Below are 15,671 nucleotides of genomic sequence, written 5' to 3' on the forward strand. Positions count from 1 at the left end.
TGCTCGGTGTGCTCGACAGGGCTCGCAAAGAGGGGGACACCGTTTCCGGTGTCCCCCTCTCGGGCGGCTAGTCGCGCGCCGCTGTCAGATGCTCGGCGTGTTCCTGGAGGGAACGGACGCCCACGTCGCCGTGGTTGAGTGCGTCGATGCCCTGGACGGCGGCGGCGAGCGCCTGGACCGTGGTCAGGCACGGTACGGAGCGGGCGACGGCCGCGGTGCGGATCTCGTAACCGTCGAGCCTGCCGCCGGTGCCGTACGGCGTGTTGACGATGAGGTCGACCTCGCCGTCGTGGATGAGCTGGACGATGGTCTTCTCGCCGTTCGGACCGGCGCCCTCGGACTGCTTGCGCACGATGGTGGCGTTGATGCCGTTGCGCTTGAGGACCTCGGCGGTGCCGGAGGTGGCCATCAGCTCGAAGCCGTGGGCGACCAGCTCGCGGGCCGGGAAGATCATCGAGCGCTTGTCCCGGTTGGCGACCGAGATGAACGCGCGGCCCTTGGTGGGCAGCGGCCCGTAGGCGCCGGCCTGCGACTTGGCGTACGCCGTGCCGAAGACCGAGTCGATGCCCATGACCTCGCCGGTGGAGCGCATCTCCGGGCCGAGGACGGTGTCGACGCCCCGGCCGTGGATGTCGCGGAAGCGCGACCACGGCATCACGGCCTCCTTGACGGAGATCGGCGCGTCCAGCGGCAGGGTGCCGCCGTCGCCGGTCTTCGGCAGCAGGCCCTCCTCGCGCAGCTCGGCGATGGTCGCGCCCAGCGAGATGCGGGCGGCGGCCTTGGCGAGCGGGACGGCGGTCGCCTTCGAGGTGAAGGGGACCGTGCGGGAGGCGCGCGGGTTGGCTTCGAGGACGTAGAGGATGTCGCCGGAGAGCGCGAACTGGATGTTGATCAGTCCGCGGACGCCGACGCCCTTGGCGATGCCCTCGGTGGAGGCGCGCAGCCGCTTGATGTCGAAGCCGCCGAGGGTGATCGGGGGCAGGGCGCAGGCCGAGTCGCCGGAGTGGATGCCGGCCTCCTCGATGTGCTCCATGACGCCGCCGAGGTACAGCTCGGTGCCGTCGTAGAGGGCGTCCACGTCGATCTCGATGGCGTCGTCGAGGAAGCGGTCGACCAGGACCGGCCGGGTGGGGCTGATCTCGGTGGACTCGGAGATGTACGAGGCCAGGCGCGTCTCGTCGTACACGATCTCCATGCCGCGCCCGCCGAGGACGTAGGACGGCCGTACGAGGACGGGGTAGCCGATCTCGTCGGCGATGGCCTTGGCCTCGCCGAAGGTGGTGGCGGTGCCGTGCTTGGGCGCGGGCAGTCCGGCCTCGGCCAGGACCCGGCCGAAGGCGCCCCGGTCCTCGGCGGCGTGGATGGCCTCCGGGGAGGTGCCGACGACGGGCACGCCGTTGTCCTTGAGCGCCTGCGAGAGGCCGAGCGGGGTCTGGCCGCCGAGCTGCACGATGACTCCGGCGATCGGGCCCGCCAGCGATTCGGCGTGCACGATCTCCAGGACGTCCTCCAGGGTGAGCGGCTCGAAGTAGAGCCGGTCGGAGGTGTCGTAGTCGGTGGAGACGGTCTCCGGGTTGCAGTTGACCATGACGGTCTCGTAGCCGGCGTCGCTCAGGGCGAAGGAGGCGTGCACACAGGAGTAGTCGAACTCGATGCCCTGGCCGATGCGGTTGGGGCCCGAGCCGAGGATGATCACGGCCGGCTTGGTGCGGCTCGCGACCTCGCTCTCCTCGTCGTAGGAGGAGTAGAAGTACGGCGTGTTCGCGGCGAACTCGGCGGCGCAGGTGTCGACCGTCTTGTAGACCGGGCGGATGCCGAGCGCGTGCCGGACCTCGCGGACGACGTCCTCGCGCAGGCCGCGGATCTCGCCGATCTGGGCGTCGGAGAAGCCGTGCCGCTTGGCGTCGGCGATCAGGTCGGCGTCCAGGCGCTCGGCGGTGGCCAGCTCGTCGGCGATCTCCTTGATCAGGAAGAGCTGGTCGACGAACCAGGGGTCGATCTTCGTGGCGTCGAAGACCTCCTCCTGGGTGGCTCCGGCGCGGATCGCCTGCATGACGGTGTTGATCCGGCCGTCGGTCGGGCGGACCGCTTCCGCGAGGAGCTCGGCCTTGTCGCCGGGCTCGCCGGTGAAGGCGAACTGCGAGCCCTTCTTCTCCAGCGAGCGCAGGGCCTTCTGGAGGGCCTCGGTGAAGTTCCGGCCGATCGCCATGGCCTCGCCCACCGACTTCATGGTGGTGGTGAGGGTGGAGTCGGCGGAGGGGAACTTCTCGAAGGCGAAGCGCGGGGCCTTGACGACGACGTAGTCGAGGGTCGGCTCGAAGGAGGCCGGCGTCTTCTCGGTGATGTCGTTGGGGATCTCGTCCAGGGTGTAGCCGACGGCCAGCTTGGCGGCGATCTTGGCGATCGGGAAGCCGGTGGCCTTGGAGGCGAGCGCCGAGGAGCGGGAGACGCGCGGGTTCATCTCGATGACGATGACCCGGCCGTCGGCGGGGTCGATCGCGAACTGGATGTTGCAGCCGCCGGTGTCGACGCCGACCTCGCGGATGATCGCGATGCCGATGTCGCGCAGCCGCTGGTACTCGCGGTCGGTGAGCGTCATGGCGGGGGCGACGGTGATCGAGTCGCCGGTGTGGACGCCCATCGGGTCGAAGTTCTCGATGGAGCAGACGACCACGACGTTGTCGTTCTTGTCGCGCATCAGCTCCAGCTCGTACTCCTTCCAGCCGAGGATGGACTCCTCCAGGAGCACCTCGGTGGTCGGGGAGAGCGTGAGGCCCTGTCCGGCGATACGGCGCAGCTCCTCCTCGTCGTGGGCGAAGCCGGAGCCGGCGCCGCCCATGGTGAAGGAGGGGCGGACGACGACGGGGTAGCCGCCGAGGGTGTCGACGCCGGCGATGACGTCGTCCATCGTGTGGCAGATGACGGAGCGGGCGGACTCGCCGTATCCGATCTTCGCCTTGACGGCCTCGACGACGCCCTTGAAGAGGTCGCGGTCCTCGCCCTTGTTGATCGCCTCGACGTTGGCGCCGATGAGCTCGACGCCGTACTTCTCCAGGACGCCGTTCTCGTGCATGGAGATCGCGGTGTTCAGCGCGGTCTGGCCGCCGAGGGTGGGCAGGAGCGCGTCGGGGCGCTCCTTGGCGATGATCTTCTCGACGAACTCGGGGGTGATCGGCTCGACGTAGGTGGCGTCGGCGATCTCCGGGTCGGTCATGATCGTCGCCGGGTTGGAGTTCACCAGGATGACGCGCAGGCCCTCGGCCTTGAGTACGCGGCAGGCCTGGGTGCCGGAGTAGTCGAACTCGGCGGCCTGGCCGATGACGATCGGGCCGGAGCCGATGACCAGGACGGACTGGATATCGGAGCGCTTAGGCACGCTGGCCCTCCATCAGGGAAACGAAGCGGTCGAAGAGGTACGCGGCGTCGTGCGGGCCCGCGGCGGCCTCGGGGTGGTACTGGACGCTGAAGGCGGGCCGGTCCAGCAGCTGGAGGCCCTCGACCACCTGGTCGTTGAGGCAGACGTGGGAGACCTCGGCGCGGCCGAACTCCGTGTCGGAGACCTGGTCCAGCGGGGCGTCGACGGCGAAGCCGTGGTTGTGCGCGGTGACCTCGACCTTGCCGGTGGTGCGGTCCTGCACCGGCTGGTTGATGCCGCGGTGGCCGTACTTCAGCTTGTAGGTGCCGAAGCCGAGCGCGCGGCCGAGGATCTGGTTGCCGAAGCAGATGCCGAAGAGCGGGGTGGAGCGCTCCAGGACGCCGCGCATGAGGGCGACCGGGTGGTCGGCGGTGGACGGGTCGCCGGGGCCGTTGGAGAAGAAGACGCCGTCGGGCTGGACCGCGTACACCTCCTCCAGGGTGGCGGTGGCGGGCAGCACGTGCACCTCGATGCCGCGCTCGGCCATCCGGTGCGGGGTCATGCCCTTGATGCCGAGGTCGATCGCGGCGACGGTGAACTTCTTCGTGCCGATCGCGGGGACGACGTAGGTCTTCTTGGTGGCGACCTCGGCGGAGAGGTCGGCGCCGGTCATCTCGGGCGCCTGGCGGACCTTGGCGAGGAGGGTGCCCTCGTCGGGGATCGCGTTGCCGGAGAAGATCCCGACGCGCATCGCGCCGCGCTCACGCAGGTGGCGGGTGAGGGCGCGGGTGTCGACGTCGCTGATGCCGACGACGCCCTGCTTCGCCAGCTCCTCGTCCAGCGAGCGCTGCGAGCGCCAGTTGGAGGGCTTGCGGGCGGGGTCGCGGACGACGTAGCCGGAGACCCAGATGCGGCCGGACTCGGGGTCCTCGTCGTTGACGCCGGTGTTGCCGACGTGCGGGGCCGTCATGACGACGACCTGGCGGTGGTACGAGGGGTCCGTCAGCGTCTCCTGGTAGCCGGTCATGCCGGTGGAGAACACCGCTTCGCCGAAGGTCTCCCCCACGGCCCCGTAGGCACGGCCGCGGAAAGCGCGGCCGTCCTCCAGGACGAGAACGGCGGGGGTGTGGGTCCCCCGGGTGGAGATCGTCATCGTGCGGTGCCTTCCGTCGTGGTGCTGGTGAGTTCCGTGGTGCCGGCGAGCTGGTTGACGGCGTCGACCCAGGCCTGGTGCTCGGCGGCGCGGTCGGAGCGGAAGCCGGAGTCGATCATCGTCTCCCCGTGCTGCCAGGTGACGATCAGCAGGCCGCCCTCGGGCAGGACCTTGCCCGCGAGCGCCTTGTCGAGGCGGGCCTCGCGCAGGGACGCGGCCGGGATGAAGAAGTCGGCCGCTCCGGGGCGTACGACGTCCAGACCGCGTGCGGTGAGCCTGAGCTCGGTACGGCTGCGGGTGCCGAGGCCGTGCGCGACGATCCGGTCGAGCCAGTGCCCGGCGGTGGTGGAGGCGTGGTAGCGCCCCTGAAGGGTCAGCAGCGTCTCGTCGTCGGCGAAGCCCTCAGGGGTGGCCGGGAGCTCCGGCAGGTCCGACTGGAGGCTGCCGCGCCACTTCCAGCCCTGGCGCATCAGCCAGTAGACCAGGGCGACGAAGACGAACAGGCCGACCACCCAGGCGATGCGGGCGGCCCAGTCCGTCACTTCCGCCGACTTCTGCTCGGCGGCCAGGTGGTACAGGGGGATCAGAGTTGTCACGCGAGCTTCCCGTCGACGACCGTGGCACGGCCCCGCAGGAAGGTGTGGGTGACACGGCCCGGCAGCTCACGTCCCTCGTAGGGGGTGTTGCGGCTGCGGGACGCGAAGCCCGCGGGGTCCACTGCTCCACGGTATGCCGGATCGACCAGCGTGAGGTTGGCGGGCTCACCCGCCGAGACGGGCCGGCCGTGTCCTTCGAGGCGGCCGATGGCCGCGGGGCGGAAGGACATGCGGTCGGCGACGCCCGCCCAGTCGATCAGACCGGTGTCCACCATCGTCTGCTGGACGACCGAGAGCGCGGTCTCCAGGCCCACCATGCCCATGGCGGCCGCGGCCCACTCGCAGTCCTTGTCCTCGTGCGGGTGCGGGGCGTGGTCGGTGGCGACGCAGTCGATCGTGCCGTCGGCGAGCGCCTCGCGCAGGGCCATGACGTCGGCCTCGGTGCGCAGCGGCGGGTTCACCTTGTAGACCGGGTTGTAGCTGCGGACCAGCTCGTCGGTGAGGAGGAGGTGGTGCGGGGTGACCTCGGCGGTGACGTTCCAGCCCTTGGACTTGGCCCAGCGGACGATCTCCACGGAGCCGGCGGTGGAGAGGTGGCAGATGTGGACGCGGGAGCCGACGTGGGCGGCGAGGAGCACATCGCGCGCGATGATCGACTCCTCGGCGACGGCGGGCCAGCCGCCGAGTCCGAGCTCGGCGGAGACGATGCCCTCGTTCATCTGGGCGCCCTCGGTGAGGCGGGGCTCCTGGGCGTGCTGGGCGACGACGCCGTCGAAGGCCTTCACGTACTCCAGGGCGCGGCGCATGATCACCGCGTCGTCGACGCACTTGCCGTCGTCGGAGAAGACCTTCACCCCGGCGGCGGAGTCGTGCATCGCGCCGAGCTCGGCGAGCTGCTTGCCCTCCAGGCCGACGGTGACGGCGCCGATGGGCTGCACGTCGCAGTAGCCGGACTCCTTGCCGAGCCGCCAGACCTGCTCGACGACGCCGGCGGTGTCGGCGACGGGGAAGGTGTTGGCCATGGCGTGCACGGCGGTGAAGCCGCCGACGGCCGCGGCCCTGGTGCCGGTGAGGACGGTCTCGGAGTCCTCGCGGCCGGGCTCGCGCAGATGGGTGTGCAGGTCGACCAGGCCGGGCAGCAGGATCCGCCCCTCGGCCTCGATCACGGTGGCGCCGTCGGCGTCGATGCCGGTGCCCACCTCGGCGATGGTCTCGCCGTCGATCAGTACGTCCTGCGGCTCGCCGCCGAGGATCCGCGCACCGCGGATAAGAATCTTGCTCATGGTTGCTTGTTCTCCTCGGTACGGGCGGGGGCGGCGGACAGCGCGGTGTCGGAGCCGCCGAGCAGCAGGTAGAGCACGGCCATGCGGATGGAGACGCCGTTGGCGACCTGCTCGACGACCGTGCAGCGGTCGGAGTCGGCGACCTCGGCGGTGATCTCCATGCCGCGGACCATCGGGCCGGGGTGCATGACGATGGCGTGTTCGGGCAACTTCGCCATCCGCTCGCCGTCCAGGCCGTAGCGGCGGGAGTATTCGCGCTCGGTCGGGAAGTACGCGGCGTTCATCCGTTCGCGCTGCACACGCAGCATCATCACCGCATCCGACTTCGCCAGCACGTCGTCGAGGCTGTAGCTGACGTCGCAGGGCCACTGTTCGACGCCCACCGGCACGAGGGTGGGCGGGGCCACCAGGGTGACGTGCGCGCCGAGCGTGGTCAGCAGGTGGACGTTGGAGCGGGCGACGCGGCTGTGCAGGATGTCGCCGACGATCGTGATGCGGCGGCCGTCCAGGTCGCGGCCGAGCCCGGCGTCGGCGCCGACGAGCCGGCGGCGCATCGTGAAGGCGTCCAGCAGGGCCTGGGTGGGGTGCTCGTGGGTGCCGTCCCCGGCGTTGACCACGGCCCCGTCGATCCAGCCGGAGGTGGCGAGCCGGTAGGGGGCGCCGGATGCGCCGTGCCGGATGACGACGGCGTCGGCGCCCATCGCCTCCAGGGTCAGCGCGGTGTCCTTCAGGGACTCGCCCTTGGAGACGGAGGAGCCCTTGGCGGAGAAGTTGATGACGTCGGCGGACAGCCGCTTGGCGGCCGCCTCGAAGGAGATGCGGGTACGGGTCGAGTCCTCGAAGAAGAGGTTGACGACGGTACGGCCGCGCAGGGTGGGGAGCTTCTTGATCGGCCGGTCCGCGACCCGGGCCATCTCCTCGGCGGTGTCGAGGATCAGGACGGCGTCGTCGCGGGTGAGGTCGGCGGCCGAGATGAGGTGACGCTTCATCTGGGGGTTCTCCGGGTGGCTGGAGGGAGTTTCAGGCATGCGGGCGCGCAGAAGGGCGCCGTACGCCCCCACAAGGGCGTACGGGAGGGCTCGGGCTACTGCGCGTCCGCGGGGGCGGCCTGCTTGACGCCGAGCAGCACGGCGTCGCGGCCGTCCTCCTCGGCGAGCTGGACCTTGACCGTCTCCCGCAGCGACGTGGGGAGGTTCTTGCCGACGTAGTCCGCGCGGATCGGGAGTTCCCGGTGGCCGCGGTCGACGAGGACGGCGAGCTGCACCGCGCGCGGGCGGCCGATGTCGCCGAGCGCGTCGAGGGCGGCGCGGATCGTGCGGCCGGAGAAGAGCACGTCGTCGACCAGGACGACCAGGCTGCCCTCGATCCCCTCGCCGGGGATGTCGGTGCGGGCCAGGGCGCGCGCCGGGCGCAGCCGCAGGTCGTCGCGGTACATCGTGATGTCGAGCGATCCGACCGGCGTCTTCCGGCCGGTGATCTGTTCGAGTTTGTCGGCGAGCCGACGGGCGAGGAAGACGCCCCGCGTCGGGATGCCGAGCAGCACCACGTCGTCGGCGCCCTTGGCGCGTTCGACGATCTCGTGGGCGATACGGGTCAGAACACGGGCGATGTCGGGGGCCTCGAGAACGGGGCGCGCCGCGTTGCCGGTGTCGTCGTGCTGTGCGTCCATAAGAAACGGACCTCCTTCTCCGCCTCACGGGACGGATCGTTAAAGGACGTCGAAATTGCGTCATCCACGCTACCAGGGCTTGTGCTCGGCCCTGACCCCGCCCCCGGGAGGTGCCGGTCCGGACCATTCGGCTTGACGCATCCAAGTAACGCTGCGTAACCTCACAGTGAGTTACCAGCCACGCGGCGGAGCCGCACACTGTTCCAGCGTCCGGGGAGCCATATGTCCAGCGAATACGCAAAACAGCTCGGGGCCAAACTCCGTGCCATCCGCACCCAGCAGGGCCTTTCCCTCCACGGCGTGGAGGAGAAGTCCCAGGGTCGCTGGAAGGCCGTCGTGGTCGGTTCGTACGAGCGCGGCGACCGTGCCGTGACCGTGCAGCGCCTCGCCGAGCTGGCGGATTTCTACGGGGTCCCGGTGCAGGAGCTGCTGCCCGGTACGACGCCGGGCGGAGCCGCCGAGCCGCCGCCGAAGCTCGTCCTGGACCTGGAGCGCCTCGCCCACGTCCCGCCGGAGAAGGCCGGTCCGCTGCAGCGCTACGCGGCGACCATCCAGAGCCAGCGCGGTGACTACAACGGCAAGGTGCTCTCGATCCGCCAGGACGACCTGCGCACGCTCGCCGTGATCTACGACCAGTCGCCTTCCGTGCTCACGGAGCAGCTCATCAGCTGGGGCGTGCTGGACGCGGACGCGCGCCGCGCGGTCGCCCACGACGAGGGCTGAGCGAGCGGGGCCGGACCCCACAGCAGAAACGTGCCGCCGGGCGGGCGGGGACCTTCGGGTTCCCGCCCGCCCGGCGTTCGTGTGCCCCACGTTCTCGCCCGCGTACACCGAAGGGCCCACGGTCGGCTGACCGTGGGCCCTTCGTGGTGTGTGCGACCGAACCGCCGCGGCCGGGGGCTACTGCTCCCGGCGGAGGTTCGGCTTGAGGTCCTTGAAACGGGCCAGCATGCCGTTCACGAAGGACGGGGAGTCATCGGTGGAGAACTCCTTGGCGAGCTGGACGGCCTCGTCGATCACCACGGCGTCCGGGGTCTCGTCCATCCAGATCAGCTCGTACGCACCGAGCCGCAGGATGCTCCGGTCGACGACCGGCATGCGGTCGATCTCCCAGTCCACGGCGTAGGTGACGATGAGGTCGTCGATCCGGTCCGCGTACTGCGCGTACCCCTCGACGAGCTCCATCGTGAATTCGCCGACCGGCGGCTGACGGTCGTCGGTCCGCGAGTGCCGAACCCAGTCCGCGAGGACGCTCTGCACGGACTCACCGCGCTGGTCGGCCTCGAAGAGGATCTGGAAGGCGCGCTTGCGGGCCTTGTTCCGGGCAGCCACGGTTAGCTGTTCACCCGGCCGAGGTAGTCGCCCGAGCGGGTGTCGACCTTGATCTTCTCGCCGGTGCTGATGAAGAGCGGCACGCCGATCTCGTAACCGGTCTCCAGGGTGGCGGGCTTGGTGCCGCCGGTGGAGCGGTCGCCCTGCACGCCCGGGTCGGTGTGCTGGATCGTCAGCTCGACGGCGGCGGGCAGCTCGACGTAGAGCACCTCGCCCTCGTGCTGGGCGACGGAGGCGGTGAAGCCCTCGATCAGGAAGTTGGCGGCGTCGCCGACGGCCTTGCGGTCGACCATGAGCTGGTCGTACGTGTCCATGTCCATGAAGACGAAGTACTCGCCGTCCATGTACGAGAACTGCATGTCACGGCGGTCAATGGTGGCCGTATCGACCTTCACGCCGGCGTTGAACGTCTTGTCGACGACCTTGCCGGAGAGCACGTTCTTGAGCTTGGTGCGCACGAAGGCGGGGCCCTTGCCGGGCTTGACGTGCTGGAACTCGACGACGGACCAGAGCTGGCCTCCGTCGAGCTTGAGCACCAGGCCGTTCTTGAGGTCGTTCGTGGAAGCCACGGTTGCGGAATCTCCTGGACTGAAGCTGGTGGAACGACCGAGGATGCGCGCTAGAGCGCGAGCAGCTCCTTGGTCGTCATGGTGAGTAGCTCGGGTCCGCCGTCCGCCTCGGGGCGCACGACGAGCGTGTCATCGATCCGGACACCGCCCCGGCCCGGGAGGTGGACCCCCGGTTCGACGGTGACCGGCACACAAGCGTCCAGTTTACCCATGGCTGTCGGTGCCAGTTGCGGGTCCTCCTCGATTTCGAGCCCCACACCGTGCCCGGTCCTCGGCTGAAGGCCCTCTCCGTGCCCCGCGGACTCCAGCAGGTGCCGGGCGGCGCGGTCCACGTCCCGGTAGGCGGCCCCGGGCGCCAGGGCTTCCCGGCCGGCCCGCTGAGCGGCGAAAACGAGGTCGTAGAGCTCGATCTGCCACTCGGCGGGCGCGGTGCCGATGACGAAGGTCCGGCCGATCTCGCAGCGGTAGCCGTGGTAGCTCGCGCCCAGGCGGACGGAGAGGAAATCCCCCTCCTCCACCCTGCGGTCGGAGGGCCGGTGGCGGCCCTGGCCGGAGTTGGGGCCGGTGGCCACGGAGGTGGCGAAGGCGGGGCCGTCCGCCCCGTGGTCGACCAGGCGGCGCTCCAGTTCGAGGGCGAGATGCCGCTCGGTGCGGCCGACCAGGATCGATTCGAGGAGTTCGCCGAGGGCCTGGTCGGTGATCTCGGCGGCGATCCGGAGGCAGCCGATCTCCTCCTCGTCCTTGACGATCCGCTGCTGCTCCACGGTGAAGCCCAGATCGGCCAGGTCCAGGCGCGGGGCGGCCTTCCCCATGGCGCGGTGCCGGGCCACGGTCAGATCGTGCTCCTCGACGGCGAGCGAACCCGCGCCGGACGCGGCGGCGAGGCCCGCGGCGGCGACCACCGGGTCCCCGTCCGGGGCGGGCAGAAGGTCGATCCGGAGCGCCTCGTCGGGCCGCCCGTGGGCGGACTCACCGGTCGGGGCGCGCGGGCAGAGCAGAACGTCCTCGCCGGGGCCGAGCAGCAGCACGGCGCCGGGGGGCGCTCCGCCCGCGAGATAGCGGACGTTGGCGGGGCGGGAGACCAGGGCGGCCGCGGAGCCCGCGGCGGCGCACCGGTCGCGGAGCAGCCCGCGTCGGACGGCGTGCACCTCTGACATGGTTCGAGCGTACGAGCGGGGGCGGAGGCCCGCCCGGCCAGCGCACCCGACCGGGGGGCCGGGACGCCGGAGCGCGACGGCCACAGGCCGGTCCCGCGACTGGCACGGGGCGGTCTCCTGCCCGCCCCGGCGGCTACCGGCTCCGGACGGCTACCAGGCGGGCGGGCTCGCGATGGAGCGGGCCAGCACGTCGTCCAGGACGCGGGCGGTGGTCTCGACGTCGTACGTGGAGTTGTCGATGATCGGGAGGCCGGAGCCGTACCAGCCGGCCATCCGGCCGTGGATGCGGGCGACCTCCTCGTCGGAGAGCCTGCGGTTGCCGCTGCGGGCGGCGTTGCGCTCCAGGACGATCTCCAGGCCGGGCAGCAGGACCACGGGCAGCAGGCCGGGGCCCACATGGCGTTTCCAGCCGCCGAGGCCGACGACCGGGCGGTCGGGGAAGACGGCGTCGTCGAGGATGCAGGAGATGCCGTTGGCGAGGAAGTTACGGGCGGCGAAGCCGCAGGTGCGGCGGGCCAGGCGGTACTGGGCCTCGGAGTGGTCGTTCCAGCCGGCCTGTGGGTCGGCGAAGCCGGAGCAGACCCACTCGCGGACGTCGTCGAGGGAGACATGCGCGGTGGGCACCCGGCGGCGGGCCGCCCAGAGCTTGGCGACGGTGGTCTTGCCCGCCCCGGCCGGGCCGATGAGCAGCACGGCGAGCGTCGCGCCGCCGGTGCCGGGCTCGGCGGGGAGCGCGGGCAGCGGTACGGGGCCGCCCGGGGGCAGCTGGACATGCCCGGTGTGCCCGACGGCCTCCATGGCGGGGGGCGTGGGGCCGGTGCCGCTCCAGCCGTGCTGCGGGGCCTGGCCGGGAGCCTGCGGAGGCGGCGCCTGGCCCGGAGCCGCAGGCGGCGTCTGGCCGGGACCCTGGAGAGGCGGGGCCTGGCCGGGCGCGGGAGGCGGCGGGCCTTGGCCGGGGGCCGGGGGCGGCGGGGGTATCGGGGGCCGGCCGGGGTGCTGGGCCTGGTACGGCCGTCCGACGTGCCCGATACCGGGTCCGTGGGGCGGCGGCAGCGGGGCCCCCACTGCGTGCTGCATCCGGTGCCACTCCGTCTCGTAACCGCAACTGACGCTGATGGGACGGCTACCGTACCTTCCCGGGCCGCCCTCGGGTGAACGGCCCAGGAGGGTGCGAAGTGCCCGCCGGCCGCCCTGAGGGCCGACGGGAATCGCGAAGGTGTCGGTCAGTCCGTCAGTTCGTCGGCCAGGGCGCGCAGGGCGAGCCGGTAGGAGCCGATGCCGAACCCGGCCACCGTACCCGTGGCCACCGCGGCGACCACGGACGTGTGCCGGAACTCCTCGCGGGTGTACGGGTTGGAGATGTGCACCTCGATCAGCGGGGCGGTGCGCTGGGCCGCCGCGTCCCGCATCCCGTACGAGTAGTGCGTGAAGGCGCCTGGGTTGAGAACGACCGGAATTGATCCGTCCGCCGCCTCGTGGAGCCAGCGGATCAGCTCGCCCTCGTCGTTGGTCTCGCGCACCTCGACGTCGAAGCCGAGCTCCTTGCCGAGTGCGGTACAGGTCTCGACGAGTCCGGCGTAGGAGGTGGCCCCGTAGACGTCGGGCTCGCGCGAGCCGAGCCGGCCGAGGTTGGGGCCGTTCAGGACGAGGACCCTGCGGGTCACGCGGAGACCTCCCCGTAGGCGGCGAGCAGCACGGCCGGGTCGGGGCCCTCCAGGACGGTGGGCTTGCCGATGCCGTCCAGGACGATGAAGCGCAGCAGGTCGCCGCGGGACTTCTTGTCGACCTTCATGTTCTCCAGCAGCTTGGGCCACTGGTCGCCGCGGTAGGCGAGCGGCAGGCCCACCGACTCCAGGACGCTGCGGTGCCGGTCGGCGGTGGCGTCGTCGAGGCGGCCGGCGAGCCGGCCCAGCTCGGCGGCGAAGACCATGCCGATGGAGACGGCCGCGCCGTGGCGCCACTTGTAGCGCTCGTTCTTCTCGATGGCGTGGGCGAGGGTGTGGCCGTAGTTGAGGATCTCGCGGAGTCCGGACTCCTTGAGGTCGCTGGAGACGACCTCGGCCTTGACCCGGATGGAGCGCTCGATCAGCTCGGCGGTGTGCGGACCGGCCGGGGTGCGCGCGCCCTCGGGGTCGGCCTCGACCAGGTCGAGGATGACCGGGTCGGCGATGAAGCCGGCCTTGATGATCTCGGCCATGCCGGAGACGTAGTCGTTGACCGGCAGCGAGTCCAGCGCGGCGAGGTCGCAGAGAACCCCGGCGGGCGGGTGGAAGGCGCCCACCAGATTCTTGCCCTCGGCGGTGTTGATGCCGGTCTTGCCGCCGACGGCCGCGTCGACCATGCCGAGCACGGTGGTCGGGATCGCGATCCAGCGGACCCCGCGCAGCCAGCTGGCCGCGACGAACCCGGCGACGTCCGTGGTGGCGCCGCCGCCGATGCCGACGATGACGTCGGTGCGGGTGAAGCCGGTCTGGCCGAGCGCCTTCCAGCAGTAGGCGGCGACCTCGACGGTCTTGGCCTCCTCCGCGTTCGGCAGCTGGACGGCGATGGCCTCGTACCCCTGGTCGGCGAGGTCCTGGCGGACCGCCTCACCGGTCTCGGCGAGCGCCTCGGGGTGCAGCACGGCGACCCTCCGGGCGCGGTCGCCGATCAGCTGGGGCAGCTCACCGAGGAGCTGGTGGCCGACGAGGACCTCGTACGGGTCGGAGCCCGCGGAGCCTGCGACCTGGATACGGGTGGGGCCCTGCTGCGTCATACCGGTGTTCTCCACGCCGGGGGCGGCTTGGCCCTCCGGCAGTTCCAGTGCGTCGATGATCGCCTGGGCGACCTCTTCGGGGGTGTGTTCGTCGGTGGCGACGACGGTACGGGCGACCTCTTCGTAGAGGTGGCGGCGGGCGTCCATCAGCTCGCGCCACTGCCGGCGCGGGTTGACCGCGAGCAGCGGGCGGGCGGCGCCGAGGCCGACACGGCGGACGGCCTCGTCCACGTCCATGGAGAGGTAGACGACCGGCCGGCCTGCCAGCAACCCCCTGGTCGCCCCGTCCAGGACGGCCCCGCCGCCGAGGGAGAGGACGCCCGTGTGCCCGGTGAGGGCCGCGGCGACGGCCCGGCGCTCCAGGGCGCGGAAGTGCTCCTCGCCCTCGTCGTAGAAGATCTCCGCGATCGGCTTGCCCGCCTCGGCGACGACGTCCGCGTCGGTGTCCCGGTAGGTGGTGCCGAGTCGTGCGGCGAGCAGTTCGCCGACGGTGGACTTGCCGACGCCCATCGGGCCGACGAGGACGACCAGGGGGCCGCTCATCGGATCTGGAGGTGGTCGAGGTACGACTGGACGTTGCGGTGGGTCTCGGCCACGCTGTCGCCGCCGAACTTCTCCGCGACCGCGTCGGCCAGCACCAGGGCGACCATCGCCTCCGCGACGATGCCCGCCGCCGGGACGGCACAGACGTCGGAGCGCTGGTGGTGGGCCTTGGTGGCCTCGCCGGTGGTGACGTCCACGGTGGCCAGCGCGCGCGGCACGGTCGCGATGGGCTTCATCGCGGCGCGGACGCGCAGCAGTTCGCCGGTGGTGAGGCCGCCCTCGGTGCCGCCGGAACGCCCGGAGGTGCGCCGGATGCCCTCGTCGGTGGCGACGATCTCGTCATGCGCCTTCGAGCCGGGGACCCTGGCCAGCTCGAAGCCGTCGCCGACCTCGACGCCCTTGATGGCCTGGATGCCCATGAGCGCGGCGGCGAGCCGGGCGTCCAGGCGCCGGTCCCAGTGGACGTGCGAGCCGAGCCCGACGGGCACGCCGTACGCCAGCACCTCGACGACGCCGCCGAGGGTGTCGCCGTCCTTGTGGGCCTGGTCGATCTCGGCCACCATCGCCTTGGAGGCGTCGGCGTCCAGGCAGCGGACCGGGTCGGCGTCCAGCTTCTCCACGTCGGCGGGGACCGGGAGGACGCCGTAGGGCGCCTTGGCGGCGGCCAGCTCGACGACATGGCTGACGATCTCGATGCCCGCGGTCTCCTTGAGGTAGGAGCGGGCGACGGTCCCGAGGGCGACGCGTGCGGCGGTCTCCCGGGCGCTGGCGCGCTCCAGGATCGGCCGGGCCTCGTCGAAACCGTACTTCTGCATCCCCGCGAGGTCGGCGTGGCCGGGGCGCGGCCGGGTCAGCGGGGCGTTACGGGCGAGCTTCGCCAGCTCGTCGGGATCGACCGGGTCGGCCGACATGACCTGCTCCCACTTGGGCCACTCGGTGTTGCCGACCATGACGGCGACCGGGGAGCCCATGGTGAGGCCGTGGCGTACGCCGCCGAGGAAGGTGACCTCGTCCTTCTCGAACTTCATCCGCGCACCGCGGCCGTAACCGAGCCGTCGCCGGGCCAGCGCCTCCGCCACCATCTCCGTGGTGATCGGGACACCGGCGGGAAGCCCCTCCAGCGTCGCCACCAGTGCGGGGCCGTGCGACTCGCCTGCGGTCAGCCAGCGCAACCTGCTCAACGGTGCTCCTCATGCTCGCGCCTGAAATCCAACGGCGCCACCGGGTGCGCGGCCCTGGCCCGCCGCCTCCGATCCTCC

The 15,671-nt window shown here is 71.5% G+C and carries 14 protein-coding genes; 1 reads left to right on the forward strand and 13 read right to left on the reverse strand.

Features of this window, described 5'->3' with window-relative positions; all coding sequences use genetic code 11:
* Positions 1-67 precede the first annotated feature (67 nt).
* The 6 genes from carB to pyrR all read right to left on the reverse strand — a co-directional run bounded on the left by carB (position 68) and on the right by pyrR (position 8,056).
* Positions 68-3,376, reverse strand: a complete 3,309-nt coding sequence (gene carB / locus G3I54_RS00995; RefSeq protein ID WP_164610097.1) for a carbamoyl-phosphate synthase large subunit — start codon at positions 3,374-3,376, stop codon at positions 68-70.
* Positions 3,369-4,508 (reverse strand): glutamine-hydrolyzing carbamoyl-phosphate synthase small subunit, encoded by a 1,140-nt coding sequence (carA, locus tag G3I54_RS01000; protein WP_164610099.1) that lies wholly within the window; start codon positions 4,506-4,508, stop codon positions 3,369-3,371. Before carA ends, carB begins: the two co-directional genes overlap by 8 nt.
* Complete coding sequence (locus tag G3I54_RS01005; RefSeq protein WP_164610101.1) at positions 4,505-5,104, reverse strand: hypothetical protein; 600 nt, start codon at positions 5,102-5,104, stop codon at positions 4,505-4,507. Before G3I54_RS01005 ends, carA begins: the two co-directional genes overlap by 4 nt.
* Complete coding sequence (locus G3I54_RS01010) at positions 5,101-6,387, reverse strand: dihydroorotase (protein ID WP_164610103.1); 1,287 nt, start codon at positions 6,385-6,387, stop codon at positions 5,101-5,103. Before G3I54_RS01010 ends, G3I54_RS01005 begins: the two co-directional genes overlap by 4 nt.
* On the reverse strand, positions 6,384-7,376 hold the full coding sequence (locus G3I54_RS01015) for an aspartate carbamoyltransferase catalytic subunit (RefSeq protein ID WP_164610105.1): 993 nt from the start codon (positions 7,374-7,376) through the stop codon (positions 6,384-6,386). The genes G3I54_RS01010 and G3I54_RS01015 overlap by 4 nt, the downstream gene beginning before the upstream one ends.
* Before the next feature lie 95 nt (positions 7,377-7,471).
* Entirely contained in the window at positions 7,472-8,056 is a 585-nt protein-coding gene (gene pyrR / locus G3I54_RS01020) for a bifunctional pyr operon transcriptional regulator/uracil phosphoribosyltransferase PyrR (protein ID WP_069737333.1), read from the reverse strand.
* A 222-nt stretch (positions 8,057-8,278) separates the two neighbouring features.
* On the opposite strand from pyrR, the gene bldD reads away from it, so the two are divergent.
* A complete protein-coding gene (gene bldD / locus G3I54_RS01025) occupies positions 8,279-8,779 on the forward strand; it encodes a transcriptional regulator BldD (protein ID WP_014157378.1) in 501 nt (166 codons plus the stop codon).
* Between the two features lie 177 nt (positions 8,780-8,956).
* Here the strand turns inward: bldD and nusB are convergent, their stop codons facing one another.
* The 7 genes from nusB to aroC form a co-directional block, all read right to left on the reverse strand.
* On the reverse strand, positions 8,957-9,388 hold the full coding sequence (gene nusB / locus G3I54_RS01030) for a transcription antitermination factor NusB (protein WP_164610107.1): 432 nt from the start codon (positions 9,386-9,388) through the stop codon (positions 8,957-8,959).
* A gap of 2 nt (positions 9,389-9,390) precedes the next feature.
* Positions 9,391-9,957, reverse strand: a complete 567-nt coding sequence (gene efp / locus G3I54_RS01035) for an elongation factor P (protein WP_018515205.1) — start codon at positions 9,955-9,957, stop codon at positions 9,391-9,393.
* Between the two features lie 50 nt (positions 9,958-10,007).
* A complete protein-coding gene (locus G3I54_RS01040) occupies positions 10,008-11,114 on the reverse strand; it encodes a M24 family metallopeptidase (protein WP_164610109.1) in 1,107 nt (368 codons plus the stop codon).
* Between the two features lie 150 nt (positions 11,115-11,264).
* Positions 11,265-12,191 (reverse strand): Pro-rich N-terminal domain-containing protein, encoded by a 927-nt coding sequence (locus G3I54_RS01045; protein WP_164610111.1) that lies wholly within the window; start codon positions 12,189-12,191, stop codon positions 11,265-11,267.
* A 146-nt stretch (positions 12,192-12,337) separates the two neighbouring features.
* Positions 12,338-12,778 carry a type II 3-dehydroquinate dehydratase gene (gene aroQ / locus G3I54_RS01050; RefSeq protein ID WP_003970353.1) on the reverse strand — a complete coding sequence of 147 codons (441 nt, stop codon included), beginning with the start codon at positions 12,776-12,778 and terminating at the stop codon, positions 12,338-12,340.
* Positions 12,775-14,412 carry a 3-dehydroquinate synthase gene (aroB, locus tag G3I54_RS01055; protein WP_164610113.1) on the reverse strand — a complete coding sequence of 546 codons (1,638 nt, stop codon included), beginning with the start codon at positions 14,410-14,412 and terminating at the stop codon, positions 12,775-12,777. Before aroB ends, aroQ begins: the two co-directional genes overlap by 4 nt.
* Complete coding sequence (gene aroC, locus G3I54_RS01060) at positions 14,409-15,593, reverse strand: chorismate synthase (protein ID WP_164610116.1); 1,185 nt, start codon at positions 15,591-15,593, stop codon at positions 14,409-14,411. The genes aroB and aroC overlap by 4 nt, the downstream gene beginning before the upstream one ends.
* Positions 15,594-15,671: the final 78 nt, after the last annotated feature.

The organism is Streptomyces sp. SID14515 (genome assembly GCF_010548505.1).
Lineage (GTDB): Bacteria > Actinomycetota > Actinomycetes > Streptomycetales > Streptomycetaceae > Streptomyces > Streptomyces caviscabies.